Genomic DNA, 25435 nt, shown 5'->3' with positions numbered 1-25435 from the left:
TGATGAAAAGACTTCATCCGCTATGGCGGGAGCGGCCGGGCCGGCGAGAGAGTTGTGGCATAGCCAGGGCGCGCCATTGCTGCAGGCGCGCTCTGGTGCTGCGAGGGAAGTTCAGTCTTTGTGGACCGAGACTACGACACGCCTAATACAGTACCACGCTTCTGATGCTTTCGCCGGAATGCATGAGTTCGAAGCCCTTGTTGATGTCTTCGAGGGCCAGGGTGTGGGTGATCATCGGGTCGATCTCGATCTTGCCCTGCATGTACCAGTCGACGATCTTTGGGACGTCGGTGCGGCCGCGGGCGCCGCCGAAGGCGGTGCCCATCCAGGAGCGGCCGGTGACCAGCTGGAAGGGACGGGTGGCGATCTCCTGGCCGGCGCCGGCAACGCCGATGACCACCGACTTGCCCCAGCCGCGATGGCTGGCTTCCAGCGCCTGGCGCATCACCTTGGTGTTGCCGGTGCAGTCGAAGGTGTAGTCGGCGCCGCCGATCTGGTCGGCTCCGCGCTTCGTCATGTTGACGAGGTAGGGAACGATGTCGTCACCGACCTCCTTCGGATTGACGAAATGCGTCATGCCGAAGCGCTCGCCCCAGGCCTTCTTGTCGTTGTTCAGATCAACGCCGATGATCATGTCGGCGCCAGCAAGCCTGAGGCCCTGGATGACGTTCAAACCGATGCCGCCAAGCCCGAAGACGATGGCCGTCGATCCGATCTCCACCTTGGCGGTGTTGATGACGGCGCCGATGCCTGTGGTGACGCCGCAGCCGATATAGCAGATCTTGTCGAACGGGGCGTCCGGATTGACCTTGGCAACGGCAATCTCCGGCAGCACCGTGTAATTGGCGAAGGTCGAGCAGCCCATGTAGTGATGGATCTTGTCCTTGCCGATCGAAAACCGCGAGGTGCCGTCCGGCATCAGGCCTTGCCCTTGCGTTGAGCGGATGGCGGTGCACAGATTGGTCTTGCGCGACAGGCAGGACGGGCATTCGCGGCATTCCGGCGTATAGAGCGGAATGACGTGGTCGCCCTTCTTCACCGAGGTCACGCCCGGGCCGACATCGACGACGATGCCGGCACCCTCATGGCCGAGGATCGCCGGAAACAGGCCTTCCGGATCGGCGCCCGACAACGTGAAGTCGTCGGTGTGGCAGATGCCCGTCGCCTTCACCTCGACCAGCACTTCGCCGGCCCGCGGTCCCTCCAGCTGAACGATCATCACTTCAAGCGGCTTGCCAGCCTCAACGGCAACGGCGGCGCGAACGTCCATGTCGAATTCCTCCCAGATTGTTACGTGCGGTCGATTGTCAGGCGGTGCGGGCCCAGAGTTCTTTCACCCGCTCTTTCAGCAATAGTGCTTCTTCCCACCGGTCGGTCGCGTCCTCCCCGTCGCGGCCGGTGATGGCGTAGGGCTTCGGCCCGAGTTCACAGGTAAAGGCGAGTGTATCATCAAGGCCCGCCCGACGTCGCCAGCTTCGAAAACCATACTCCCACCAGTCCATGAAGAGATCGAGCCATGGCTGGTGGTGCGGGAACGAGATTTCTATCTGCACCTGTTCGCGCGACGCGACCCGCCCATGGAAGGACCATGAGCTGTCGAGGATGCGATGGATCATGTCATGGTTTTCCGCCGACACGGGCCATGCGAATTCGCGCCCGACAAGGAAATGCGACAGATCGCCGAGCAGCCGGAGATTGGGAAGCTGATCCAAGAGATCGAGCGTGAAGAAGAGGTCGGTGGTCATCCGGTCGCGATGGGTCTCGACATAGACCGGAATCTTCGCCTCTTCACTCAATCGCTGCCAGCCTTCGAGCAGCGGAAGACAGTTCTCGATGCGGCGAAGCCGGACATCGGGCTGCAGGCAGAGGTGTGCGACCCCGTATTCGGCGGCGTTCTCCAGCGCAGGCTTCAGATCGTCCAGGCTCTTCGGGAAGCATTGGCCCTCGGCCTTCAGCCCGTGCGGCTTCAGAAGCGAATGCAAGCGGCTGACGTAGCTGCGGTCGTACCAGTGGGCGCTCACCCCATCGAAGCCGGCTTCCGCGATCTGCTCGATGCTCTCTTCAAGCGACAGTTCCGGCTGGACGGCGCTGCGGCGCTCCATTGCCCAGAGCGACTGGAAGACGGATAGGGATTGCATCGGCGCCTCCTCAGGTTCGGTTGAGGGCTAGACAGCACGAAATTGCGGCGTTGGCGAGTGTGCTCCCTGAGGCGTTTTGATCAAATGCACAGTAGCTAAACATTCTGGGCATTGATCGTCATGAAGCGTACCGGATCGGTGATGATCTCGGTGTGAATGATGTCGAGCTTGTGCAGGATCATGTCGACGGCCCGTCGTGCCTGAACCTCGGGCGTCTGGTCGATGCATATGTCCATGAGGCCGGACTGCAAATGACGTTTCTTCTTGTCCGTCAGCTCGTGGCCGACCCAGTAAACGTCTTTGTGCTTTGCCCATTGTTGCAGGACGATCGCCACGCCTTCGTCGCCGCCGCCGGCCGAATAAACGCCGATGATATCAGGGTTGCGCCGAAGCGCCTCGCTCAACAGCTCCGCCGATTGAAGATCGTCGTCATGGCCGAACATGACAAGCGAGAAGGAATGCTCCGTGCGGCCGTGCTCCTCGATGTAGTCGGAAAACCCTTTGATGCGCTGACGGTGATTTGCGTAGGCGCCGCTATGACAGAGTGCAACCAGCTTTCCAGCGCGGGCAACAAGCATGCCGGTCATGTAGTAGGCGGCACAACGGCCCGCGGCGTAGTCGTCAATGCCGACGAACGGGATATCAGGATCGCAGCGGGCAACGATCTGAACCACTTCCACGCCGGCTGCGCTGGCCTTTCGGAGACTGGCGCTGACATGCGCATCGTCGGGTGCGCATATGATCAGTCCGGAACGCCGGAAGGCCGGATTGGCGACGTGACGCGCCATGCCAACTGGATCGCTTTCCTTGACGAAGGTCCGGTGCAATATGACATTCTTGTCCAGCGACGCGGCGATCCGTTCGAAGGCCTGATTCAACCGCGCGAAGAAACTCGTTTCGGGGCGAACGAGGATGACCTCTATGCGGATTGCGCCGCGGTTGAAATGCGACTGGCGTGTCCCGTACTCCAGCTTCTTGGCCGCCCGGATAACCTTCTCGATAGTTTTCTCGGTGACGCCGCCGCGGCCATTGATGACGCGCTCGACTGTCGCCAATCCGAGCTTCGCCTCTCGAGCGACATCCTTCAAAGTTACTTTGGACATGTTTGCTCCTCCCGCCGAAACTATCGGTCAGTGGCGGCATAGGAGCACAGTTGCAAAATGAGGAAAACACCTCAAGCAATCTGTGGGCTCCCACACGCTACTTCGGTATTTTTAGAGATATTCGATGCGGAGGAGTGGCGATGGACGATACACTTTACGGAAAGCGCAACAAACGGGGCGATTGGGCGCCCGCCAAGCTGCTTTCCTACCCACCTGTCTTTGTCTGGCCGGTTCAGCCGATCCGATTCCTGAAATGGGTCTTCGGCTATCCGGGCTATCTTATGCCCTGGAACGTCCTCTACGCGGTTATCGGGACACTTCTCTGGCTCTACGCGACGCCGTCGTTCGAAACGACGAAGACCTTCTCTATCGGCTGGATCGCCTATCTCCTGGTTCGCAATGCCGCGCTCGTGTTTGTGTTTTTCGGAATGTTCCATCTGCGCCTCTATATGCAGCGCAAGCAGGGAACGAGCTTCAAGTACAACGCAAAATGGCCGTCGGTCGGCAATGACGCGTTCCTCTTCGGAAATCAGACCGTCGACAACGTGATCTGGACCTTTGCCAGCGCCGTTCCGATCTGGACCGCCTTCGAGGCGTTAACGCTCTGGGCATTTGCGAACGGCATCGTTCCCTATGTCGCGTTCGCGGATCACCCGGTCTACTGCGGCATTGTCATGCTTCTCATCCCGACATTCCGCGACTTGCATTTCTACCTTGTGCATCGCCTGATTCACTGGCCGCCGCTCTACCATGCCGTCCACAAGCTGCATCACAACAACGTCAACCCCGGCCCGTGGTCAGGCCTGGCCATGCATCCCGTGGAGCATTTGCTTTATTTCTCGGGCGTCTTGATCCATTGGATCGTGCCGTCCAACCCGGTCCATGCGATGTTTCATCTCGTGCATGCGGGGCTTGCCCCAGCCCCTGGCCACGCCGGCTTCGATAAGATCGTCTTCGGCGAGGACAGCGCGATCGATACCCATGCATATGACCACTACCTCCATCACAAGTACTTCGAGTGCAATTACGCTGACGGCGTGATCCCGCTCGACAAGTGGTTCGGAACCTTCCACGACGGTTCGGCGGAAGCGCAGAAGCGGATGGACAAGCGGTTCATGGAGCAGGCCCGCCGGCGCCAGGAAAAGAAAGCCCGGCAACAGCAGCAGGCAAGTTGAAAGAGCAATCATCCTCCTGAGCTCAGAGCCCGGCGATATGCCGGGCTTTTTGTTGGTGCGCCAGGCATGGCGCGCGGTGCGCGAGCACCGATTGGCCGAGATGGTATCCGGCCGATGACTTGGAGGTGAGAGTCCTCTGCGGGCCCTGGTGATGGGAACCGTTAGCCGAACAGCAAGGGCGTCGCCGCGAGGCGGGGTCTGAAGGCAGCTGTAAGCAAAGTGCCGGCCTCGACGAGCTTGATCTGCTCGGCCAGTAAATCGAGCCGGTCGAGCTCGCGACCGATCTGGGCCTTGAGATGGGCGGGTAGCAGCTGGCTGTCGCCCGTCCGCAACTCCTCCAGGCGCTCGCGCCGGTCGCGACGCGTCGGCTCATAGTCCCGGATGCCGACACTGAAGAGCAACCCCTTGATCCGGGTGATATGCATGGTGCGCTCTGCGGTCAGGGCCTTGCGCTCCCGGCCGATCCTGCGGCTATCCTCATCCTCAACCGTCGGCACGCGCACCATTGAGCAGACCCGTGGCTCGCCTCGCATCCACGCCATCAGCGTGCGAACCAGTGTTTCGCCATCGATCTTGTCCGTTTTTGCGCGGCGGTGCCTGCGTGGCACCGCGATCGATGCGGCGTCGACCACATGGCTGGTGATCCAGCCTTGCGCGGCGAGGGCTCGATGGATCGAGAAACCATCGAGCCCTGCTTCTTGGATGGCGATCACCCGATAGAGCTTGCCTTCACGAGCGCGTGCCTTCTCGCGCAGCGCATTCAGGCACGCCAGTAGTGCCGGCATGTCGCCGCCAGGGACCGAGTGGCGGGACATCTTCTCGCTGCCCGGCGATAGCGATGTCACCAGCCAAACGGATTTTGACAGTTCCAGTGAAAGGAAAATCGCGCCAAGATCGACGCGGATGGAAAGCCTACTTCCGGCTGGCGCAAACACCTCGGTTCTGGCAAGTGCTGGACGAGTGGATGCGCCATCGTGTGAGGGCTATCCAGCTCAAGCAATGGAAGCACAGCAGGACGATCTTTCGGGAAATGATGGCAAGGGGAGCGAAACCTGGGGTGGCCCAGCAAGTGGCAGCAAATGCCGGTCGCTGGTGGCGCAATAGCGGCAAGCTCCTCAACAGCATCCTCACCATCAGATGGGCTGACCAACTTGGAATGCCCAGGCTCGTCTAACCTCAATCTCTCGAACCGCCCGGTGCGGACCCGCATGCCGGGTGGTGTGGCGGGCGTGCGATCACATCGATCGCCCCCTATGCCGATTTCCGAGCCAGCGAACCTCTCAAGTTGAGGTTTTTTCATCACTATTTTCGCGGACGAGGGGAGTGGGCGCAGCTACCGTCTTGATGCGGACATCGGGTGCCGCATCATCTCTGGGAGGAGAATATGCTTAAATTCCTGAGCGCCAGCGCGCTCGCCCTGGTGCTTGCAACTCAAGCTCATGCCGCCGAACGCATAGGCGTTTCAATGGGGACGCTGTCGAACAACTTCCAGACGCTGATCGTCAACGGCATGGACGCCTATGCCAAATCGATCGGCGTCGAATTGCAGATCGAGGATGCGACGACCGACGTCAACAAGCAGCTCGATCAGGTCCGCAACTTTGCGACCAGCGGCGTATCGGCGATCATCGTGGATCCCGTCGATTCCGACGGCACTCCCGCGCTCAGTAAGGTTGCGGAAGAGGCCGGCATTCCGCTGATCTACGTGAACGTGCAGCCGACCGATCTGTCGACTCTTGGCAAGCAGCAGGCGTTTGTCGGCTCCAACGAAATCGAATCCGGGACGCTGCAGACGAAGGAAGTCTGTCGCATGCTCGGCGGCAAGGGAAATGTTGTTGTCATGATCGGCGACCTGACGAGTCAGGCTGCTCGTCAGCGGACGCAGGATGTGCATGACGTCATCAAGACACCCGAATGCAGCGGCCTGAAAGTGGTTCAGGAGCAGGTCGGAAGCTGGAGCCGCGTCAACGGTGCTGATCTGGTCTCGAACTGGCTGACGTCGGGCCTGGAATTCGATGCGGTCATCGCCAACAACGACGAGATGGCGCTAGGTGCCATTGCCGCGCTGAAGAATTCAGGTGCCTCGACTGAAAAGATCCTCGTCGCCGGCATCGACGCCACGCCTGAGGCGCTGCAGGCAATGAAGGCCGGCGACCTCAAGGTCACCGTGTTCCAGGACGCTAAAGGCCAAGGCAAGGGATCGATCGACGCAGCCCTGAAGGCAGTGAGAGGCGAGAAGCTTGATCGCGAAGTCTGGATTCCGTTCCAGCTCGTGACTCGGCAGAATATGGGCCAGTTCGAAAACCTCAACTAGCTCGGATCGCCTCACGGTCTGAGCACACAGATCACGGCGAGGCCGACTGCCTCGCCGTGATCTGCTATTTCAGCGGCCCGGATCGGTGTTTTGTGCCCGTCGCAGCGGCGCGGACTACTGTCCAGACAGTTTCTTTAGGCTGCAAGATCCGAAGGGCAGCCATGCGTTCGCGAGCTTGGTAAATCGGTGCGATGCGCTATTTATCTCCGTGCAATACAAGGAGAAAATGATGAAGAAGATCGCAACCGTTGTTGCTGCCGCATCCCTGATGCAAGCCCTGGCCTCGAGCGTTTTCGCCGCCGATTTGGTGAGCACCTACAATGAGCCCCAGCCCGATTTGAGTGATGGGGTCAAGATCGGGATCCTGACTTGCGATGTCGGTGGCGGTATCGGTTACGTCCTTGGTTCGGCCAAATCGGTTGACTGCGTTTTTAGCCCGGTTTCGAACAGTGGGGCGCCGGATCGCTATACGGGCGCGATCCGCAAGCTGGGGGTCGATGTCGGCTTTACCACGCGCGGACGGATTGTGTGGGCAGTGTTTGCACCGACGACAGGATACCATCGCGGTTCCCTCGGCGGTCTGTACCAGGGGGCGTCTGCCGAAGCGACGCTCGTCGCCGGTGTGGGCGCCAATATCCTCGTTGGCGGCACCAGCGGTTCGGTCCAATTGCAGACGTTGAGCGTGACCGGTCAGCTCGGTATCAATGTTGCTGCTACCGGAACGTCCATGACGCTAACGCCGCAGGGTTGAGGTAAATCGGCCACCGGCGGTGATATGTAATTCTGGCCGCGGAGGTATGCGGCCAGGATTTTGGGGGCGGCAAAGGAAGTAGCCATGAAGTATGCCGCTATATTCATTGCGATGGCGCTCGCCGGCTGCAGCACGACTGGGCCGCCGCCGGAGCCTGTTCCGGGTAGCCTGACCTATGGACGCGTCGCGCACTCGCCGTACCCGCCGGGAACGGTGGTCAATAACACGTTCCTGGGAAAATGGGGTTACCGCACGTTCGAGAAATACGTGGTCCAGCCTGATGGAACGCTTAAGTTGACCTCCCAGCAGACGGCCCCGGATTTCCTGGTCTTCTGATACTTTGGGCCGCGGCTATCGAAGTTTCGGCGGCTTACTAGTGGTGTTCGTCTGAATTTCGTGTTCGGGGACGTGGCGTCCGAGAAGTTTGTGCAGTTTGCGCTCTTCTGCGGAATCGGCACCGGTGTGCCTGCCTTGCTTGGCGATACTACCCCGGGGCCCTGGATTTCTAATCTGTCTGTTTTGCGTACTATGCATGGCCTTTTCCTCCCACGGGGGAAACGCACAACCCGGGCCAATGTTCATGGGTGCGCCACAAAAAGTCTTCGCTGCGGTATCGGAACTATCTCAATTTCGAAAAACGGTGCAGGCGGCTCCAGCGGCGCGGACAGTCATACAAACCTTGTCAGCTTCAGCGCGAGTCTGCCTGCCGATACGGGCTGCGTAGCGCGGCCTGAAGCCGAAGCTGTGGTCACGCATGCGCACGATGACCGGCTCTTCACCCGCGAGCGGCGACGGCAGTTGACGTGCGACCGCGGTGAACAGGCGAAGTGCTGCGGCATCGCTGCTGTTCGCCGCAAGCTGGGCGCCCCATGGTGCCCATGGACCCTGTTGAGCCGAGGCGCTCTCGGTCAGGCGGCGGTTGCTGGCAAGCTCTATGCAGCCATCAATGAAGGGTTTGTCCGGACTAAGAAATTGCGCGGCGTCGACCGGAGGATCGCTTTTCCATTGCTCGATCGTATTCGCGGTTATGGCCAGGACGTAGCTGCGCGTTTCGAAAGGCAACAAGCCTGTGTCAAGATAATCGGCGAGTCCCTGCTCGCCGGCATTATAGGCTGCGGCGGCAAGGCCGAGATTGCCAAAGCGTGTTCGCAACTCGTCGAGATAGCGTGCTGATTCCTTGAGGGATTCGAGAACATCGAAACTGTCCCTCAACCCGCGCAGCCTTGCAGTGCCGGGCATGAACTGGGCAATGCCCTGCGCGCCTTTGGGGCTGACGGCGCCTGCTCGAAAGCTGCTTTCACGCCAGATCAGTCGGGCGAAATATTCCGGCGGCAGATGGTTTTCCCGCGCGAAGTGATCGATCGCGACACAGAGATCGCGGCCATACGTTTCGCGGGTTATGCAAAGGCGCTCGCCGGACTGAGGTATCGCTAGTGAGTAGACGCAGACGCGATGCGATGTAGCGGCTGGCGGTTGGGAAAAGGCAATCTCGGGAAGCGCCAGCAGAAAGCCGGCAATGAGAATCATTAAGCCTTTGCCGAACGATACGCCCACTGCCGCCATCGTCTCTCTACGATTCCTGGTCCAAGCCGGAAAAGATACGCCCGTCAATGAATGACGGGCGGAGTTGGGAGATTAATACGCCCTTACACGTTAGCAATGCTGAATATGACGTCAAGACAGAAACGACGCGTGGAAGGTTTTTGCCGTATGCCTGTTGCCGCCGCTCGACTATTGTCGGGAAGAATAGTTCCCGATTCAGCGAGGCCGCCAATGAGACTTTCCGCTTGCATCGAATGGCTGTTCGCTGCCGAGGCCGACAACTTTGCAGACAGGATCCGGCTTGCGCACAGGTATGGCGTGGAGGCCGTCGAATTTTGGAAATGGACAAACAAAGATATCGGCAGCATCGAATGGGCGCTGACGGAAACTGACATAGAGCTCACCAGCTTTGTCGCTGAACCGATGATCGCGCTGACCGATCGTGCCAACAAGGAAGCATTCCTGAAAGGCCTGAAGAGTTCGATGGAGACGGCCAGGCGCCTCGGTGCCCACACATTGATTGCGCAGGCGGGTGACGATCTTCCCGGCAAGTCTCGCGAAGAGCAGAAGGCGGCGCTGATTGAAACCCTGACTGCCGCCGGCGAGATTCTTGAAGGCAGCGGGGTTCGCCTTGGTCTTGAGCCTCTCAACACGTTGATCGACCACGTCGGCTATTTCCTCCACTCAACGGTCGAGGGCCTCGATATCGCAAAAGCAACCGGGCGCCCCGAGATCGGCATTGTCTACGATGTCTATCATTCCGCCGTTATGGGCGAGGAAACGGCCGAGGTGATCGGCGGCAATATCGCCCGCGTTTTCCACGTCCATATCGCTGATCATCCGGGACGGAACGAGCCCGGTAGCGGCAATATCGACCTTAAGCGACGGGTCGGTTGGCTCGTCGAACAAGGTTATTGTGGTGCAATCGGGCTGGAGTACAGACCGTTGGCAGAGAGCGCCGCGACAATTGCAGCGACCCGACGTATGCTTGGCTGAAAGCGGGGTAATTCATACTCGGATGGTTCTCAGCCATTTCAATCTGCAGGGCCGTGCACCATCTAAGGATGAGTAATGTCTTCCCGCAATCGGGAGGCGACTGTATTTGTGGAGCGTAGCCATGCAATCCCTGTCGGACGTGCCTTCGTATTTCATGGACCAGAGCGAAGGCGTGTGGCCCTCGCGTCGACGAAAGATCATCGATTGGCTAGTCACCGAAACGCGCGATGAGCGCTTCATCGACAACATATTCGTGCAGATGTGCCAGCGGCTGCGGGATGAAGGCGTCCCGGTGGCGCGAGCGTCGCTACATTTCAGAACGCTTCATCCCCAATGGCTCGGAGCACGTATTCTCTGGAAAGTCGGATTGGCCGAAGCGAAGATCGATACGTTCGGCTACGGCGTTGAGAAGACTCCGCAGTTTCGCAACAGCCCGGTGAACGAAATTTTCAGCGGCGCGATCGAAGTCCGCAAAGACCTCGAGGCGATGCACGACGGTGACGGCCACCATCAGTTCTATGACGAGTTGATCCATGACGGGCTCACGGAATATATCGCCTGGCCGATGGAACACACGCTCGGCAAGCGCCATATCGCGACCTTTTCCAGTGATCGGCCCGGTGGCTTCGCCGACGAACATATCGCTTTTCTCAAAGATCTTTTGCCAGCTTTGACCCTGGTGACCGAGATCCGGCTAAAGAACATTCTGGCACGCACGCTGTTGGAGACCTATGTCGGGCCGCATGCCAGCGGAGAGATCCTTGCGGGCGCGACGACGCGCGGCAGCGGGGCGACAGTTGGGGCGGCGATACTGATCTGTGATCTGCGCGACTTCACCACGATCTCGGATCACTGGCCGCGCGACGACGTTATCGAGTTGCTGAACGGCTACTTCGACGCGATGTCGGAGCCGATCGAGAATCACGGCGGCGAGATCCTTAAGTTCATGGGAGACGGCATGCTGGCGATCTTCCCGCTGACCAATCCGATGGCCTGCCAGAATCTGTTGTTGGCGATCAAGGAGGCGGAGGGCGCTGTTGCCGCGCTGAACGAGCAGAACGCGCGGGAAGGCCGCCAGGTGCTGCGCTATGGCATCGGCGTGCATGTCGGTGACGTGATGTATGGCAACATCGGCTCGCGACGGCGGCTCGACTTCACGGTCATCGGACCTGCGGTCAACGTCGCCTCGCGCCTGGAAAGCCTGACGAAGGAGATCAAGCGGCCAGTATTGTTCTCCAGAGCATTCGTCGAGATGGCCACATGCCAGGAAGGCATGGAGAGCCTCGGCTCATTCCCCCTCCGGGGACTAGGCGAACCTGTCGATGTCTTTGCCTTCAAGCAATCCTGAAAGCTGCAGTATCCGGGACGAAGGGCGCATAGGGTTCCTAAATGCATGGCGGGGTTGTAGGGCTACGATAGCCGAACGATCTTGAGTCCCTGCCAGGAGACAATCCCAGATGCCCGGTCCTTATGTTGTTCCCGTCCATGGTGACGAGGAGCTGCCGAAAGAATGCGATGTCGTTGTGATCGGTGGCGGCATCATCGGCTGCTCCTCGGCGCTGGAATTTGCTGAGCGCGGCTTGCGCGTGACGCTCTGCGAGAAGGGCGGGATCGGCAAGGAACAGTCCAGCCGGAACTGGGGCTGGGTGCGGATTGCGATGCGCGATCCGCGTGAAGTGCCGCTGATGGCGGAGGCGCTGAGGATCTGGGATGGCCTGGACAAACGCACGGGGCGCGATACGGGATTCAAACGAGCGGGGATCATCTTCACCTGCACCAATGAGAAGGATCTCGCGGACTACGAGCGCTGGCGGACCAACCTCGACGGCCATCAGATCGAATCCCGGATGCTGACGGCGCGGGAGTTCGCCGAAACCATCCCCGGCTCGAGACTGGGCATGGCCGGAGGGCTCTACACGCCGGCTGACGGCCGGGCGGAGCCGCAAAAGGCGGCACCGGCGATCGCCGAGGCGGCGCGTGACAAGGGAGCGACCATTCTGACGGAATGCGCCGTCCGCGGCATCGAGACCTCGGCGGGAGCCGTCAGCGGCGTGGTGACGGAGCGTGGCGCGATCGCCTGCAAGGCTGTGGTTCTGGCCGGCGGGGCTTGGTCCAGCCTGTTTGCCGGGCGCTTCGGCATCGACCTGCCGCAACTGAAGGTGCTGAACAGCGTGATGCGCACAAAGCCGCTGAACGGTGGACCGGAACAGGCGATCTGGACCAAGGATTTCGCCATCCGCAAACGGCAGGACGGCGGTTATACAGTCGCCTGCGGGCACGACAACATCGTCGATATCGTGCCAACCTCATTCCGCTACGCTGCAGCGTTTCTGCCGGCATTGAGGTCGGAGTGGAAGTCACTGTCCTTCCGCCTTGCTGGCCGCTTCTTTGACGAACTGCGCATTCCGCGGCGCTGGTCGATGGATGACGCGAGTCCGTTCGAATATCACCGGGTTCTCGATCCGGTGCCCTCGAAAAAATTGACGCAGGATGCACTCGGAGGCCTGAAGAGGGCGTTTCCGGTCTTCGAGAAGGCGGAAATCGCCCAGCGTTGGGGAGGCTACATCGATGTCACGCCCGATGCCGTACCTGTCATCTCGGCGGTCGATTCCATTCCAGGCTTCCACATCGCGACCGGGTTTTCCGGGCACGGCTTCGGCATTGGGCCGGCGGCAGGACGACTGATGGCCGATATCGTTATGAGCAGGACGCCCGTCGTTGATCCGAAAGCGTTCCGGTTCGAGCGCTTCAGCGACGGCTCGAAGGTCGAACTGATTAGTGGCTTTTGATTGGGCGAGGGGAGCGCTTCGCACGCGCTGCCTAACTCGGTGCCGCGCTGCCACCACTTCGAATGCGCTTGCCACGGCTACGGCGCCTGGATCCGGCTCGCCTTCCTTTGGCTTTGTCGACTCCGCACCTGTTACAGTGGCTCTTGCCGCGCCTGCGAGATCTCCCGATGCTAGAGCTCCAAGTGCCCGAAGGCAGCGCGTCGACCCTTGTGGATCCGCAACCGTGACGAGTTTTATATCGCTATTGCGCGCCGTCTGGGCCCAGCTTGTCATCGAGAGGTCTGGTACGCCCTAGGGGAATCGAACCCCTCTTTACAGAATGAGAATCTGTTGTCCTAACCGATAGACGAAGGGCGCATTAGGCAAAGAAATAGGAACGAACCGGCGGTTCGACAAGACGCTCGAGCTTCGCGGTAAAGAGAAGCTGCACGCCCTAGACGGGGAGTGTGGCGATCGTCGCTACTGCGGCAGGATAGCCCACATAATCGTCCCGAAGACGATAATGAATACCAACACGAGTAACAAGAGTCGGGCAATGCCGACGTTCACGTTGCCATTGCCGACAATGACCTCGAACCAATCTCGTGATTTTGTTTTCTGTTTTTCCATCTTCTCTGTCTTCTCGACTGCGATGGTATCGAAACCGGTTCGTAGCCGGATTTGGACTTGAGGTGAAGCCGAATGAGCGCCCCGTTGCCGATGACAGAGGCCTGATCTTCATGCGGCAAGGGCCGCATATGGATCATTCCTTAGGTATTGTATTTAGACTGGGAAAGATCATGAAGATCAAGAGAAGTGGCACGCCCTAGGGGTATGCCAACTTGTTTTGTTTTCAATAGCTTGCACAGCCGAGTCACTTATCGAAATGGCGCGATTGCCGCCGGGAGTCACTTATTCACGTTCCGCTTTCGTACCTATCTACGCTCGTCTGTTGGGACGCACGAAAGTGATTTGTGTTGCCTCGGCGTTGTGAGAACATGGCCGGGAGGGACCGAATGCAAGCTAGGTCACGGCATTGCACCGTTCTCATGACACGGCAGGCATCGCACGGCGCGGTACTTTTTCTTCTAACTGAAAAAGGCACTCGCCATGATAATAGACATAGAATGGGAGTTCATCGCTCCCGAAATGGACGCTTATCGTCTTGCTAAAGAGGCCGGGTTCTTGCTCGTCAGGAATCCGGACCCGGAAGTAGGGGGATATCTGCTGGCAGACGACAGAAATTGTGTTGTTTTCGGTTCGGACTATTCCGCCGACCTTGACGACGTTTTCCAATGGCTAGTCAGCTGAGGCAATGATGGGGCGGCGAGCCTAAACTCAGGCCCGCCGCCGCTTATGCCTCTGTGTCGGCGCACTCGTCTTCCCCGACAGCCAGACGATTGGTGATCGATACGGGCGGCGAGGTTTATACCCGCCTCGAAAGGTTGTAGCGCGCCGAGGGATACTCGGTACCCCAAGCTCAATCAAAAAACGCCACGATTAGGGTCACGACTATCGCGGTAAGGGCTGCAAACAGGAACGTGTATGAGAGGTTGCGTCCGAGAGTCTTGATTATCATTTGATCTGTGCCGTGAGTTTTATCGCCACCTTTGTCGTCCGATGACTTCGCCATCTTTGACGCCCTCCATTGGATGCCGCAACACTACATCCAGAATGCCATGAGTAACAATATCGCGTGGTGTCCTGCCTGACAGGCGGCGGCCTCTCAGGCTTTCGAGGCCGTCGCCCGCTATTCGCCAATTGCCTGACTTGGCTTGGCGAATTCACCATTTCACGCTCTGGACGAAGCTTACCCGGCCCGCCCGGCGCATCGCCCACGAAATATCCTCAATCAGCCGGATGGCGATGCAATCGACCTGCCACAGGCTGACATGCGGCGCGGCGGTATCCGCGCCCGCGCCGGACGTTCCGCTACTGACCGCGGTTGGGTCGTCCCGGCTGATGACCGTCGCATCATTTTCTACTCGGACCTCGCCGTCATCGACGGAACTGACGAAATCGGCGGCATCGAGGGCGATGACCGTTTTTGCCGGGACGGTATCGGAGGTGATGACATCCACCGCGCCGAATCCCGGCACCAGCATGGCCGCATTGACCGCCTGCGCGCTTCCCATGATGAAGACGAGCGATGCCGCCGCCGGATTGATAGCCGCGGCCAGCGCCGCCATATCTGCGGTTGCCGCGGTTGCTGCATCGGTTGCCGCCGCTGGCGTCAGCGGAGTCACGCCGAACAAGAGGCCGGGCGGCTGCGTAGCGGTCCCCGCCGCATTGCCGAGCAATGCGGTATCGACGCTAATGCCGATATCCTCCGCCAGCGCCTGCCCGATGACAGCCTCGGCGGATGGCGTCGAGGCCTTGGCAAGCTCGGAGGTAAAAAGCGAAATCGCGGCGCACTTGTGCGGCGTCAGGTATGCGCCCTGCAACAGGCTAAGCTGCCTTACCGGGATCGGCTGGCCCTCGCCAACGAACGGCGAGGGGATCGAGCCCGTCGCCCTGGCGGGAAATCTCAAGCCGCTGGTGCCGGTCAGGTTCACGCTGATCCCGCGCGCTTTCAGGGCGGCATAGACCGATGTCGGTGAAATCTCGGCCAGCACGCCGCCATAGACGCCCGGATTCGCCAGTTCGGTGGCCCACCCGGCAACATCGGTTCGGGCCGGATTTGTCGTGGCCTTTCTCAGCCAGCCGACCGGATCGCGGGTGGCCTCTACAATCTTGCCCGCGCCGTAAAGCTGCTCGGCAAGTTGATCCGGCACGCCGTGCTTCAGCGCCATGGCCATCACCCTCGCCGTCAGGCTCTTGATAAGGATGGCGCGCGGCGACGAGCGCCTTTTCGCGCCGGTATCGATCTGCCGCCGGTTGGCTATGGCCAGCCGCTTGGTTTCATCCAGCCGGTCATTCAAAGTCTTGAACATCAGGCCGCTCTTGCGCTCGCGCTGGCCGAACTGGTCGTCCATGTAGGCGCGGACATCGCCAAATGTCTCCTCTACGGCTTTCAGGATGGATTCGGTATCTGGCGTGCGCATGAAACGGCCCTCGGCGCTGAGAAGAGAAAGCGCGAGGGCCATCGACCTTGCCAATGCCGGGCTGGGCCACCGGCGCTTTATCCAACGCGCCGATCATACCACAAATTGTTTCGCTACCGAAATGACATGTCGCCGGGCGGGGACCGCTTGGCGAGGCTGGTGGATAGGGGCCACACGGCTGGTTTGCGCCAAAAGCGGCCGTCGGACGATCATCGACTGTAATTCACCGTGGGCTGGATATAACCATCGGTCAGGTCGATTTCCGACTGACAGTATGCATTCTCGTTCAGTTCGTAGTCACCTTGTAATCGGCTAGTTTTGCGTCGTAGATCATTTCCATAGACACGGGCCAGTCGTTCGACGTCGCTTCGAACAAGGTACTGATCGTTTTGAATGGAACCCGCCAAATGACGTTGTTGCGGTCGTAGTCCGACACCACGAGCAAATTAGACCAATTTCTATCGGGACCGCGATCCACAAAGCTAATAAAGGCATGGATGCACTGGTTGCAGATGTAGGCAACCGACTTTCGCTCGGCCTTTTCCGCATTCCAGCTGTAATTTTCGTCAAGCGCGAATCGGTTCATTTTCGTCACATTCTTTGCGACGGGGGCGCTGAACACATCCAGTTGCATTTTCGATATCTTTGAAGACACCTTATGCAATTCGACCATCCTGCGGACGATAAAAAAGCCAATCATCACGTCGCGCTCAACTACGCAAACGGCACGCTCCGACCAACGCTTCGGCTTGGAAGCCGGGCGAATGCTCTTCGCGATCCGGGCAAGCTCTTCTTTCCAATACAGGGACTCAATCGCCATATTCACTCCAAACACGCGGCGCAGGTCATACATAGATTCCGTAAGTTGCCGGCAGCACATGTCTCGCACGAGAAGTCATGGACCGTCTCGCGATGTGGGGGGCTTCGACAAATCGCGGGTGTTTCATAGCAGCTGCGTTCCTTTATCCATTTTTCTGACGGGTTTTCCAATGACCGCTTAGGGCCAAAACCCGCCATTGAGACTGGCGTGCAGAACTACAAAACATACGTTAGTCCCGGTGAAGGCCGATCAGAGCGTGTTCAGGTAGGATTGCACAACTGTATCAATGAAGGAAACAGACCCTAAAAATCGATAACCCGGAAACTAGAACGCGATCCCCCGCGTCGGTCCTTAGAAGGTAGGCCTTCCTCTAGTGCCTTCCCCCCGCCACTGATCTTCTGTGCTTCGTTCTGGGCATTGTCGTTCGATGCAATCCAAATCCCGCTGGTGCACATCAAGGCATCGGGACTGTGGGCGCAGTCCACTACCGCTCCGGGAAAAATAGTGTCATGCCGGGTGGCCACTCTGGAACATACACAACGAATAGTTTACGTGAACCTGCGACAACAATCTGGCCTTATCTCCTCCTTGGACTTCCATCGCATGCAACAACTCACGATCACGAATTTCTCATGCATTAGGTCTGCAGAAATTACACCTGCTAATCTAACTTTGCTCATAGGGCCGCAGGCATCGGGAAAGAGTGTCATTTCCAAGCTTCTTTACTTTTTTAATGATACAATCATAAACCTTCCATTTGCCGCAGAAGATCGGCTCTCTGTCCACGATCTGGAAGAGCGAATCAAACAAGACTTTGAAAAGTGGTTTCCGTCGCCCGCTTGGGGTAGCGGCGTATTTAAGATCCGGTTTGAGACAGGCCCATTCTGGATTCAGATTAGGCGCCGAGGTTCTGCGAGCCGTCCCTCAAACAAAGTCGAACTCAAGATCTCTTTGGATTTGCTCACTCACTATGAAATCCTGGATAGCAATTTCCACAATGCGCTCCAGAACGACGCTGATCAGAGCGAGCTCTCAACCACTAGACCGTGGCGCGTGCTTTCCCAAATACAAAGGTTCCATAACGAAATTCTCGACGAAATCCTTGATGGACAGCATGTCAGGGACCAAGTGTTCGTGCCCGCAGGTCGCTCTTGGTTTACAAGTCTCGGCAAGAGCGTCGGTGCTTTCGAATATAGCGGGCTCCTTGACCCTGCCACTCTAAGTTTCGGGCGACTTTACACGACCGCGCGCGAGCGTTTGCGGATGGGACTGCTGCAAGAATCCTCGCAGGGATCCCAAGAACACCAACTAACCATGGCGCTTTTCGGCGGCGAAATTCGTTTCGAACGTGATAACGAGTACATCGAGACGGTAGATGGCCGAAAGCTCCAATTCAACGTCCTATCATCCGGCCAACAAGAGCTGCTCCCATTGTGGCTTGTAATATCCCTTCGTAACTGGCGCTCCACTGGGCTATTTGGCCTGCGCAACGATGGCTCGTCTCTAATCTTCATCGAGGAACCGGAAGCTCATTTGTTTCCCACGGCTCAAAGTACACTGTTGGACTACCTTGCGAGCATGGTTTCGGCATCATCCTCACGTCAGCAAAAGATGCTCGTAACGACCCACAGTCCGTACGTACTGACAAAGATCAACAATCTGTTGAAGGCTGGTGAATTGGGCACTGGCTCAGACAAAAAAGTTTCCGCGAAGATTGAGCGTATCGTGCCTCAACGGTCTTGGTTACAGGCAACTGAAACGACTGCGTACGCTATCATTGATGGCAAGGTGTCTAACATCATGTCGGAGGAGGGTCTGATAGACGGCGAATACCTTGACGAGGTTTCCGGCGACCTGTCGCGCACCTTCAACGAGTTGCTGGAGGTCGAGTTTTCCAATGATTAACGGGGCTTGCGTGGACACCACGACGGTGTCCAATGTAAAGGTGGAAGAGCGCGGTCGAAAGGCCGTTTTCGTTAATCCGCAGAACACAATTCACCACAAGATACAAATGGACGGTTGTGTTATTAAGAATTCAACCTGCGCCGATTGGGTGGTCACAAAACAAGGCGTCGGGACAGTTATCGTCGAACTAAAAGGGAAGCACATCGAGCATGGGGCGAAGCAAGTCGAAGCCACCGCGGTTTTTCTCCGTGGTATCGGCTACAACATGCCTAAGCTCGCTGGGCTGATTGTTGGAAACGGCTATCCAAAGGCGAACTCCACACTGCAAAAGTTTCAAGCATCGTTCCGAAAAAGTTTCGGGGGGCCGCTCCACGTCGTTACAAAGAACGACGATTTCGTTTTTGAAAAGGTATTGAGTTCGACTGGCCCAAAGTGAAACTTGGATAGCGGCTGCGTGAAAGCAGAGCGCCCGCCAAAGGATTGATACCTATTGGAAGGTGCAAAGAAGCGCCAGGCAACGGCACCTTTCTAGCGCGGCGAGCGTCCTCGTGCGGCCTCCCACATATGGGACGAAATCGCAGTTTGCTCATCGCGAAGGGCTTACCGGCAGCGCAGTAGGCGTTTCGTGGAATGCGCGTCAGGTTGGCCGTCCCCGCACCATTTCGCCAAACCAATCGCGCTGAGGACAGCCACCGTCGCTAGGATTGTCCCCATTGCCCATAGGACGCCAGCAATGGTGCTGCCGGCTGCCAATCCGGTCGCCTATTCTTGCTGTAGCCACTCGTCAGCGGCGGCAAAACGTCTCACAGGAAGCCCGATCACGGTCTCAATTAGAGGCGCGACCTTCGGATCCGGATTTATCACGTCAACGAATTCAGCTTTCTTAGCCCAGCCCCTATAGATCTCGTTCAGGTCGATGTCGCTTTCCGTCATCCCGATCCCCCACATTACGATGCTTTGAGGTGCTCTGCTTTCGACGGGGAGAAGCATCTTCCGCGCCATCGGGGTTTGCTCGTATGTTTTGTTCAGCCGAGGGGGTATCAACCCAACGTACGGTAGCCTCGGATCACCCGTTTGGAAAAGGGGAAAAAGGTTGCGAGGATCGCCGAAAGAAAAGCCGTTTTCATCAAAAGCCATGTTGAGCGAGCCGTGCGGCTTGCAGACAGGGATGTTCATTGCAGGAGTTACATTCGGCAGGTAGGTGAAGTTCGTTTCGTTTTGCTGAAGCCCTATTTCAACAAGCGTGTCGTAGTTGAGGCTTAAGATTAAATCGTCGCTGGTGAATCTGGAGAGCATCCTTCGCGTGACAGGTAGGTCTACGAAATCAATCCCGTGCTTCTGAAAGCCTTGGTTGATAAGAAGGGCGATAGGATCACCTATGCCGAAACGCATGAAGCCGTTCCAAGCACCATGCCATTCGGATGGTAGATTGTCTTTTATTGACCAAGCGAATTCGATGAATTGTTCGATATTGGCATTGCCGTTTTGCTCGAGCACGTAGAAGTCTTCTCTCGGATCGCTATCTGCCGCGAGCGTGACACCTTTATACTGCAGGAAGGCCTGTAGGAACGGCCACGGTGCGTAGTTCGCCCATGTTTTGCGGGCAAAGTTCGCCATTGTAGGCGGCCAAAACTCCTTGGGTACGCCGAGTTCAGAAGCTTGCGCTACAGAAGCTCCCGCGCCGACGACAAGGTGACGCATCCGAATCACTCCATCAGACTAGGGGGGCAGCTAGTCACACCAGTCGTGCGGATGTCCAGAGTGCCACTCGCGCGCCAAGCCTTAGCAGGTGCCCCAAATAGGAATGGGCCGTTCGATCCTTGGTCGCTCATGCCTTTCTCCTCCATTCGGGAAAGTGGCCCGCCGCCGGATGCTAATCCGCGGCCTTCGCCTGATTACCCCATGCATCCCAGCCCGGCCTTGCGGGGCCACGCCGGAAAAGCTCGATCTTTGCCAAACGGGGATAAAGCCGCTCAATCATTTCCGGGACGCAGTCCGGCTTCTGGCTATGCTCGCGGCGCGGCTCGCGAAAGATCGACGGCGGCTGCGTTCCGGCCAGTGGCGCGGGAACCTCGCCGCGCTTGCCGACCAGCAGCAGTTCGTGCTGGTTACGGAAATGGTAGCCGAGGCCGGGGACTCCTTTGTCCCAAATTGCCGACGCGCGGTACTGGAATCCCCAGGCGGCAAGAACTTGCCCGCATTCCATCAGCATCGGTGAAGTCGCCCAAATGAAGCAAATCGCGTCGTCGGCTATGATATCGGCTATCGGCAGCGCGCAAATCTCGTCCAGCCCCATCGTTGGATAATGGCGCTCCGGGCGGCGGTTCTCGCTGCCGATTGGCGGGTACTCGTAGCGCCACGGCGGATCGGCAAGCAAGACGCTGTATCGCTGGTTGCTTTGCAGGGCGCGATTGCCTTGACTGATAGCCTCCAGCTTCGCCAGCCGTTCGGCCTTCTGTAGCTCGATCCGCGCGTCATTGCGGTCCATGTCAGCGTTGATGGTGCCGTCCGCAAGCATAGCTGTGAACTGATCGGCTGGGAGCCTCGTCAGATTGTAGAGCGTCATACTATCGGCGGGGAGCCGTCCCACATGTGGGACGAGCCGCGGATCCGCAGCGATTGTCATTAGCCGGTGGGCCTGCGAACGCCCGAACGGCAGCATGCCTTGCCCCTCCCATTTGTCGCGCCCGACGAGGCGGGACCATTTGCCCGGTTCGTCCTTGAAGCGATCCCGGATCTCGATCAGCCGCCGCCCGGTTTCAAAGATCGACTGGATGCCCTTGTGCCATGGCTCGGCAATGTAGGCGGCGGCGGATTCGACGTCCGTCGCGATCAGGTCGTTCATGCTTTCCTCCCCATTTTCGGAAATACCGGCCTGCCTGGAGCGCGATGCGCCGCGCACCGCCGCGATGGCCGGAACTCGCAGTTCATTGCCGTGGTGAAAAAGAACGGCGCGAAGCAATGAGGGCAGCGGGTTTCCCAAACCAGCACCAGCCCGCGATCCGAGCCGTCGTCGGCCAGGAGCGGCGCAATGGCCTCGCATCGAAAGACCTGATGGTCGTAAAGTATGCGTGTGCCCGGCCTGACTTCGAGCTCTACGAAACTCCTATTCATCGCCGCTCCTCCATTGGAGGTTGCAAGCAGCGGTGGCTCCAAGTGCCTTGAGGAACGAGAAAAACCTTTTGGGTAAGTATGCCAGTCCCAAATACCTCCCAATTAAAGGGAGGTTTTGGGACGTACTTTCCCAAACTTTTTTTCTCTTAGGCACCTGAGACATTTGGGAAGCCGTTCTTGTCGGCACCATTTCCCAAATATTTTTGGGTTTGGGACACGTCACCATGGCATTGCCTCGGATGGCCTTTTGGTTGGATCAACGCGGACGCCGAGCTTTTCTCCACGGCTCTTACTCGCCTCAAACTTGCTCTCGTAGAGGAGCTTGCTGTCTTTCCAATCCTCGATCACGTCGGTGGCTTGCTGCTCCGTGAACTCCCACTCGCGGACGAGGACAAAGCCGACCCATCTTGCTGAGCCGCCACTGCGCTTGAAGCCGAAGAGATCGCTCGTTCCCGGCATGCCTTTGTCGATCAGATCGAGGACGCGGTTGATCTCGAATATCGATTTCTCACCTAGCCGGTTGCGGGGAATCCAGCGGATTGGGACGCCGACGCTATCGCCCTCGATCGCCTTTTCCTCGTTGCCATTTGCAAGTGTGAGGCTCTTGAATTTGAACCAGACCGCCTTGCCGCGTCTCGGCTCGTAGTTGGACTTCGCATTATCGGCGCGGAAGATCCGCGCGGCCTCCTCGGCGTCGTCTATGCCAAAAGCTGCTGCCTCGGCTTCGCTCATCGGCGAAAGCGTCCAGCATGTACGGACGAGGCCTATTAGGGAGCTTGCGCCTCTGGCCGCGTCAGCGTCGCCCGGCGAAACAGCACCCTTTCTTGTATGATGCGTCAGCAGAATACCGATATTGAGCCGACGGGCGATCTGGCGGATCAGCGCTGTCCCGGCCTTCATTTGGCCGTTGTCATTCTCCGCGATCTGGAGGACTTCGATCAGCGGGTCAACGATCAAAACCTCGATCTGCTGCACCCGGCATAGCCTTTCCAATTCAGCACAAATCTTGGTCGGCTCGACGGTCCCCTTGCTGTTGCAGGCGGCCAGAACGGGTAGGGCGGCAATAGTGACGATGAACAGTTGGGCCGCGTCGTCTTGGCCGAAGCCATAGTGATTGCGGATTGCATGCAGTCGCCGGTCGAGTTCGTCCTCATCCTCCTCGATCGAGAGAACGGCCACCCTGCATTCCCGGAGACATTTCCATGGCCCAAAATCGCGGCCCGCACAGATATGCAAGCCCAGAACGAGGCCGAGGACGGACTTCCCGACGCCGCCAGCGGCGATGAGGGCACCTACCTGGCGGCGAAGAAGCAGGCCGCGCATCAGCCACGGGCGAACCGGAATGGTCGCTTCGTCGCGGAAGCGGTACGGCTTGAGGATTACAGATGGAGATGGAACGGAGTCAGTCACAGCGGCCCTCCAGCAAGGTCGGGACGCCGGAGGTCCGCTGGAGGTGCGGGGAAATATTTCCAAAAAGGCAATATTTTGAGATTCGGCGGGAGAGAGCGGCCCCGGCAATGGGGCAATTGAGGCGGGGATGGAGCGCCCCGCCGCGCATATCAGAGCCTGCCTTGCATTACGGTTTCGCCTTTCGTACGGCGCTACCGGCGGGCTTGGATCGGCGCAGGGAAGGGGCTATATTGTCGGTATTCTCAGTGACTTTTGTTTCCCTTCCAGCGCCCGGTCCCGCCGGGCGTTACTCTGTTCATGCGGTCTTAAGTTCGGCGGCGAGGCGGCGGATACCCTCTCGCCACTTTTCGATCTGGCGCCGCGAGTATTTGACCCGGCTTGTTTTCAGTTCCGGCACGCGCTTTTCGCCACGCGGGAAGCCCGCATGCCTCTGCAAGACGAAAATTTCGAAACGGCGAAGGCCGTAAAGCTCGGTCGCCTCACGATTAGAGAGCCTGTCGTCACTCATCGGGTCACCCTTGCTTTCCAGATTATGGAACTTGCCAGATTATGGAACTTCAGGCTATCGTTATCAAGCTGAAGATGAAAAAACTTGAAGGCCATATCGGAGCGCCTTCTTGCCTTTGGAAGGGAAAGGGGACGCTCCATATGTCTGAAAAAGCCGGAAATCCGCATGCCTACCCGCCGCGCGGCCTTGGTAGATTTGACGCCGCCCGCTATCTCGGCCTCGGCCTTAGCCTCTTCGATACCTTAGTGAAAGAGGGCCGCTTGCCACCGCCAAAGCAGGTGAACAAACGTGTCATCTGGGACCGGGTAGCGCTGGATGTAGCCTTCGAAAGCCTGCCAGACCAAGAACAGGATACCCGTTCGGCCTTTCAGAAATTGCTGGATTCGCGGCCCGTCACGTAGGCGGGTTCGAGTTGCTTCTGCCCGTCGTGGGGATAACACCTTCCTGCCATCAGATCGAAAGGGAAGGGCAATGGAACTGAGCGAAACGGTAAAGGAATGGCGCAGGGACGGCGCATTAACACAGTCCAGGGCGGCGGAAATTCTTAAGATGCCGCTGAGAAGCTTGCAGCACATCGAGCAAGGCAGGTCATTCCGGTATCCGACCATACTGGCGCTGGCCATCGAGGCACTTAGGGGGCGCGGCAATGGCTCGTAAATCGAAATTCTTGGACTTCCCCCACGTCCTCCAGCTAAAGAACGGCAAACTGGTCTTTCGTCATCCGCGGATCGGTCAGAAGACTCTCCCGGCGGATATCGGCTCGGAGGAATTCGCCGCCGCCTATGAAAAGCTTAGGCTGCTGGTCGATGCGCCCGCCGCCGAGGCCAAGCCAGCCATCAAGAAGCCGACCTTTCGGGATGCCTTCATCGCTTGGCAAAAGAGCGATGAATGGAAAGCCTATGAGCATAAGACCATCAAGGGACATGTCCGGCATGCGCTGGCGTTTCTCGAAGCGCCGATGACGAAGACATCGAAGGCGACTTTCGCCGAGGCTCCGGTTGACACGCCGGAGGCCGAAATGCTGCCGTGCTTGCGCAAAACCGTCGCATCCCATGCGCCGCATAAGGCCAAGCGGGTCGCGATCGTGATCCGCAAGCTGTTTGCCGCGGCCATCCGCGAGGAATGGTGCTTGCGAAATTTGGGCTCTGATATCGAGCAAGTGGAATTGCCGCCGTCCTCGCCGGAAAAGGTCTGGCCGGACGATATCTGCGAGAAGTTCGAGCGCCGCCATCAGCCGGGAAGCGGCGCGAGAACCGCCTATGCCTTGGCCCGCTACGGTGTCGGTCGCCGTGGCGATGTCGCGAAAATCGAATGGGACAATTTACGGACCAAGCGCTACATCGATGAGAACGACCAGATACAGGTCGCCACCGTTATCGAATTCATGGCGCAAAAAAACCAGAACAATGGCGGCAGCGTCAAGGTTACGGTGGTCGTCAGGGCAGAGCTTGAGATGGTCTTGAACGCGCTGGACCGGTCGAAGGGCGGAACGATCCTAAAGACGCAGGCGGGCAAGCCATTCTCGCCAAAGAGCCTTTCAAACCAGATGCAGGTTTGGGCGCGGCAGGCCGGGCTGGAGCCGGGCTATACCCTGCATGGACTGCGGCGGACATTCGGAAGCGAGATTGCCGAGGGCGGTGCTGACCTGTTCACAGTGCAAAAAGCGATGGGCCACCGGTCGCCGACGACGACGGCAATCTACATGGATCAGCTGAATGAGGAGCCGATGGCGTTCCGCGCCGCCGCCGCCGCGAAGAAGCGGTCAGCCGAGGTAAAGCGCCTTCGCGCAGCCGAAAAGTGACGGTCACTTATCAATAAGTGACTCGATGGTGACCCGGCAACGTAAG

At 58.5% G+C, this 25435-nt stretch carries 24 protein-coding genes, 1 tRNA gene and 1 pseudogene; 13 read left to right on the top strand and 13 right to left on the bottom strand.

The genetic code is table 11. The features are described from left to right. Positions 1-142 precede the first annotated feature (142 nt). From NBG89_RS09275 to NBG89_RS09265, 3 genes are all read right to left on the bottom strand, one after another. Positions 143-1270 (bottom strand): S-(hydroxymethyl)glutathione dehydrogenase/class III alcohol dehydrogenase, encoded by a 1128-nt coding sequence (locus NBG89_RS09275; RefSeq protein ID WP_431322563.1) that lies wholly within the window; start codon positions 1268-1270, stop codon positions 143-145. Positions 1271-1307: 37 nt separating this feature from the next. Further along, positions 1308-2138 carry a sugar phosphate isomerase/epimerase family protein gene (locus tag NBG89_RS09270; protein ID WP_431322562.1) on the bottom strand — a complete coding sequence of 277 codons (831 nt, stop codon included), beginning with the start codon at positions 2136-2138 and terminating at the stop codon, positions 1308-1310. A 95-nt stretch (positions 2139-2233) separates the two neighbouring features. After that, the gene (locus NBG89_RS09265; protein ID WP_431322561.1) at positions 2234-3241 is read right to left on the bottom strand and encodes a LacI family DNA-binding transcriptional regulator; all 1008 of its coding nucleotides are present in this window, start codon (positions 3239-3241) and stop codon (positions 2234-2236) included. A gap of 140 nt (positions 3242-3381) precedes the next feature. Here NBG89_RS09265 and NBG89_RS09260 point away from each other — a divergent pair, with 140 nt between their 5' ends. Next, entirely contained in the window at positions 3382-4416 is a 1035-nt protein-coding gene (locus NBG89_RS09260; protein WP_431322560.1) for a sterol desaturase family protein, read from the top strand. A 206-nt stretch (positions 4417-4622) separates the two neighbouring features. On the opposite strand, the pseudogene NBG89_RS09255 reads toward NBG89_RS09260, so the two are convergent. Beyond that, positions 4623-5351, bottom strand: a pseudogene (locus NBG89_RS09255) (IS110 family transposase); the annotation flags it as partial. Here NBG89_RS09255 and NBG89_RS09250 point away from each other — a divergent pair. The 4 genes from NBG89_RS09250 to NBG89_RS09235 all read left to right on the top strand — a co-directional run bounded on the left by NBG89_RS09250 (position 5255) and on the right by NBG89_RS09235 (position 7817). Next, positions 5255-5590, top strand: coding sequence for a group II intron maturase-specific domain-containing protein (locus NBG89_RS09250; RefSeq protein ID WP_431322559.1), 336 nt, complete (start codon positions 5255-5257; stop codon positions 5588-5590). The pseudogene NBG89_RS09255 and the gene NBG89_RS09250 sit on opposite strands and share 97 nt — an antisense overlap. Before the next feature lie 210 nt (positions 5591-5800). Continuing rightward, positions 5801-6730: a sugar ABC transporter substrate-binding protein gene (locus NBG89_RS09245; RefSeq protein ID WP_431322558.1), complete on the top strand. Its 930-nt coding sequence runs from the start codon at positions 5801-5803 to the stop codon at positions 6728-6730. A 229-nt stretch (positions 6731-6959) separates the two neighbouring features. Next, positions 6960-7481 carry a DUF992 domain-containing protein gene (locus NBG89_RS09240; RefSeq protein WP_431322648.1) on the top strand — a complete coding sequence of 174 codons (522 nt, stop codon included), beginning with the start codon at positions 6960-6962 and terminating at the stop codon, positions 7479-7481. An 84-nt stretch (positions 7482-7565) separates the two neighbouring features. Next, positions 7566-7817: a hypothetical protein gene (locus tag NBG89_RS09235; RefSeq protein ID WP_431322557.1), complete on the top strand. Its 252-nt coding sequence runs from the start codon at positions 7566-7568 to the stop codon at positions 7815-7817. Between the two features lie 288 nt (positions 7818-8105). Here the strand turns inward: NBG89_RS09235 and NBG89_RS09230 are convergent, their stop codons facing one another. Continuing rightward, the gene (locus NBG89_RS09230; RefSeq protein WP_431322556.1) at positions 8106-9044 is read right to left on the bottom strand and encodes a lytic transglycosylase domain-containing protein; all 939 of its coding nucleotides are present in this window, start codon (positions 9042-9044) and stop codon (positions 8106-8108) included. A gap of 210 nt (positions 9045-9254) precedes the next feature. Between NBG89_RS09230 and NBG89_RS09225 the strand changes: the two genes are divergently transcribed. The 3 genes from NBG89_RS09225 to NBG89_RS09215 all read left to right on the top strand — a co-directional run bounded on the left by NBG89_RS09225 (position 9255) and on the right by NBG89_RS09215 (position 12808). Beyond that, complete coding sequence (locus tag NBG89_RS09225) at positions 9255-10019, top strand: TIM barrel protein (protein WP_431322555.1); 765 nt, start codon at positions 9255-9257, stop codon at positions 10017-10019. Between the two features lie 121 nt (positions 10020-10140). Further along, positions 10141-11367, top strand: coding sequence for an adenylate/guanylate cyclase domain-containing protein (locus NBG89_RS09220; protein WP_431322554.1), 1227 nt, complete (start codon positions 10141-10143; stop codon positions 11365-11367). 109 nt (positions 11368-11476) lie between these two features. Beyond that, complete coding sequence (locus NBG89_RS09215) at positions 11477-12808, top strand: NAD(P)/FAD-dependent oxidoreductase (protein WP_431322553.1); 1332 nt, start codon at positions 11477-11479, stop codon at positions 12806-12808. 282 nt (positions 12809-13090) lie between these two features. Here the strand turns inward: NBG89_RS09215 and NBG89_RS09210 are convergent. The 4 genes from NBG89_RS09210 to NBG89_RS09195 all read right to left on the bottom strand — a co-directional run bounded on the left by NBG89_RS09210 (position 13091) and on the right by NBG89_RS09195 (position 16684). Then, positions 13091-13165 (bottom strand) — tRNA-Glu (locus tag NBG89_RS09210). Between the two features lie 102 nt (positions 13166-13267). After that, a complete protein-coding gene (locus tag NBG89_RS09205; protein ID WP_189638060.1) occupies positions 13268-13417 on the bottom strand; it encodes a hypothetical protein in 150 nt (49 codons plus the stop codon). Positions 13418-14571: 1154 nt separating this feature from the next. After that, a complete protein-coding gene (locus NBG89_RS09200) occupies positions 14572-15873 on the bottom strand; it encodes a phage major capsid protein (RefSeq protein WP_431322552.1) in 1302 nt (433 codons plus the stop codon). A 244-nt stretch (positions 15874-16117) separates the two neighbouring features. After that, on the bottom strand, positions 16118-16684 hold the full coding sequence (locus NBG89_RS09195; protein ID WP_431322551.1) for a hypothetical protein: 567 nt from the start codon (positions 16682-16684) through the stop codon (positions 16118-16120). A gap of 570 nt (positions 16685-17254) precedes the next feature. Here NBG89_RS09195 and NBG89_RS09190 point away from each other — a divergent pair. Both NBG89_RS09190 and NBG89_RS09185 read left to right on the top strand, forming a co-directional pair. Next, the gene (locus NBG89_RS09190; protein ID WP_431322550.1) at positions 17255-18556 is read left to right on the top strand and encodes an AAA family ATPase; all 1302 of its coding nucleotides are present in this window, start codon (positions 17255-17257) and stop codon (positions 18554-18556) included. Positions 18557-18566: 10 nt separating this feature from the next. Beyond that, positions 18567-18992 carry a hypothetical protein gene (locus NBG89_RS09185; protein WP_431322549.1) on the top strand — a complete coding sequence of 142 codons (426 nt, stop codon included), beginning with the start codon at positions 18567-18569 and terminating at the stop codon, positions 18990-18992. Between the two features lie 326 nt (positions 18993-19318). Here NBG89_RS09185 and NBG89_RS09180 read toward each other — a convergent pair whose 3' ends face one another. The 4 genes from NBG89_RS09180 to NBG89_RS09165 all read right to left on the bottom strand — a co-directional run bounded on the left by NBG89_RS09180 (position 19319) and on the right by NBG89_RS09165 (position 23588). Beyond that, positions 19319-20257 (bottom strand): hypothetical protein, encoded by a 939-nt coding sequence (locus NBG89_RS09180; RefSeq protein ID WP_431322548.1) that lies wholly within the window; start codon positions 20255-20257, stop codon positions 19319-19321. A 172-nt stretch (positions 20258-20429) separates the two neighbouring features. Then, a complete protein-coding gene (locus tag NBG89_RS09175) occupies positions 20430-21401 on the bottom strand; it encodes an MT-A70 family methyltransferase (protein WP_431322547.1) in 972 nt (323 codons plus the stop codon). A gap of 488 nt (positions 21402-21889) precedes the next feature. Then, positions 21890-23080: an AAA family ATPase gene (locus NBG89_RS09170; RefSeq protein WP_431322546.1), complete on the bottom strand. Its 1191-nt coding sequence runs from the start codon at positions 23078-23080 to the stop codon at positions 21890-21892. A 295-nt stretch (positions 23081-23375) separates the two neighbouring features. Next, positions 23376-23588, bottom strand: a complete 213-nt coding sequence (locus NBG89_RS09165) for a hypothetical protein (protein WP_431322545.1) — start codon at positions 23586-23588, stop codon at positions 23376-23378. Between the two features lie 41 nt (positions 23589-23629). Between NBG89_RS09165 and NBG89_RS09160 the strand changes: the two genes are divergently transcribed. From NBG89_RS09160 to NBG89_RS09150, 3 genes are all read left to right on the top strand, one after another. After that, complete coding sequence (locus NBG89_RS09160; protein WP_431322544.1) at positions 23630-23989, top strand: hypothetical protein; 360 nt, start codon at positions 23630-23632, stop codon at positions 23987-23989. 70 nt (positions 23990-24059) lie between these two features. Continuing rightward, entirely contained in the window at positions 24060-24245 is a 186-nt protein-coding gene (locus NBG89_RS09155; RefSeq protein WP_431322543.1) for an XRE family transcriptional regulator, read from the top strand. After that, entirely contained in the window at positions 24235-25389 is a 1155-nt protein-coding gene (locus NBG89_RS09150) for a tyrosine-type recombinase/integrase (RefSeq protein ID WP_431322542.1), read from the top strand. The genes NBG89_RS09155 and NBG89_RS09150 overlap by 11 nt, the downstream gene beginning before the upstream one ends. Positions 25390-25435 lie beyond the last annotated feature (46 nt).

It is taken from the genome of Rhizobium sp. YTU87027, from assembly GCF_050644135.1.
Lineage (GTDB): Bacteria > Pseudomonadota > Alphaproteobacteria > Rhizobiales > Rhizobiaceae > Rhizobium.
Note: the sequence above shows the minus strand (reverse complement) of the source record. Positions and strands in the feature narration are given on the sequence as shown.

Bases quoted from the DNA above. Each gene is read 5' to 3' on its own strand.
- NBG89_RS09275 (WP_431322563.1), bottom strand. From the start codon at position 1,270: ATGGACGTTCGCGCCGCCGTTGCCGTTGAGGCTGGCAAGCCGCTTGAA.
- NBG89_RS09270 (WP_431322562.1), bottom strand. From the start codon at position 2,138: ATGCAATCCCTATCCGTCTTCCAGTCGCTCTGGGCAATGGAGCGCCGC.
- NBG89_RS09265 (WP_431322561.1), bottom strand. From the start codon at position 3,241: ATGTCCAAAGTAACTTTGAAGGATGTCGCTCGAGAGGCGAAGCTCGGA.
- NBG89_RS09260 (WP_431322560.1), top strand. From the start codon at position 3,382: ATGGACGATACACTTTACGGAAAGCGCAACAAACGGGGCGATTGGGCG.
- NBG89_RS09250 (WP_431322559.1), top strand. From the start codon at position 5,255: ATGTCACCAGCCAAACGGATTTTGACAGTTCCAGTGAAAGGAAAATCG.
- NBG89_RS09245 (WP_431322558.1), top strand. From the start codon at position 5,801: ATGCTTAAATTCCTGAGCGCCAGCGCGCTCGCCCTGGTGCTTGCAACT.
- NBG89_RS09240 (WP_431322648.1), top strand. From the start codon at position 6,960: ATGAAGAAGATCGCAACCGTTGTTGCTGCCGCATCCCTGATGCAAGCC.
- NBG89_RS09235 (WP_431322557.1), top strand. From the start codon at position 7,566: ATGAAGTATGCCGCTATATTCATTGCGATGGCGCTCGCCGGCTGCAGC.
- NBG89_RS09230 (WP_431322556.1), bottom strand. From the start codon at position 9,044: ATGGCGGCAGTGGGCGTATCGTTCGGCAAAGGCTTAATGATTCTCATT.
- NBG89_RS09225 (WP_431322555.1), top strand. From the start codon at position 9,255: ATGAGACTTTCCGCTTGCATCGAATGGCTGTTCGCTGCCGAGGCCGAC.
- NBG89_RS09220 (WP_431322554.1), top strand. From the start codon at position 10,141: ATGCAATCCCTGTCGGACGTGCCTTCGTATTTCATGGACCAGAGCGAA.
- NBG89_RS09215 (WP_431322553.1), top strand. From the start codon at position 11,477: ATGCCCGGTCCTTATGTTGTTCCCGTCCATGGTGACGAGGAGCTGCCG.
- NBG89_RS09205 (WP_189638060.1), bottom strand. From the start codon at position 13,417: ATGGAAAAACAGAAAACAAAATCACGAGATTGGTTCGAGGTCATTGTC.
- NBG89_RS09200 (WP_431322552.1), bottom strand. From the start codon at position 15,873: ATGGCCCTCGCGCTTTCTCTTCTCAGCGCCGAGGGCCGTTTCATGCGC.
- NBG89_RS09195 (WP_431322551.1), bottom strand. From the start codon at position 16,684: ATGTATGACCTGCGCCGCGTGTTTGGAGTGAATATGGCGATTGAGTCC.
- NBG89_RS09190 (WP_431322550.1), top strand. From the start codon at position 17,255: ATGCAACAACTCACGATCACGAATTTCTCATGCATTAGGTCTGCAGAA.
- NBG89_RS09180 (WP_431322548.1), bottom strand. From the start codon at position 20,257: ATGCGTCACCTTGTCGTCGGCGCGGGAGCTTCTGTAGCGCAAGCTTCT.
- NBG89_RS09175 (WP_431322547.1), bottom strand. From the start codon at position 21,401: ATGAACGACCTGATCGCGACGGACGTCGAATCCGCCGCCGCCTACATT.
- NBG89_RS09165 (WP_431322545.1), bottom strand. From the start codon at position 23,588: ATGAGTGACGACAGGCTCTCTAATCGTGAGGCGACCGAGCTTTACGGC.
- NBG89_RS09160 (WP_431322544.1), top strand. From the start codon at position 23,630: ATGGAACTTCAGGCTATCGTTATCAAGCTGAAGATGAAAAAACTTGAA.
- NBG89_RS09155 (WP_431322543.1), top strand. From the start codon at position 24,060: ATGGAACTGAGCGAAACGGTAAAGGAATGGCGCAGGGACGGCGCATTA.
- NBG89_RS09150 (WP_431322542.1), top strand. From the start codon at position 24,235: ATGGCTCGTAAATCGAAATTCTTGGACTTCCCCCACGTCCTCCAGCTA.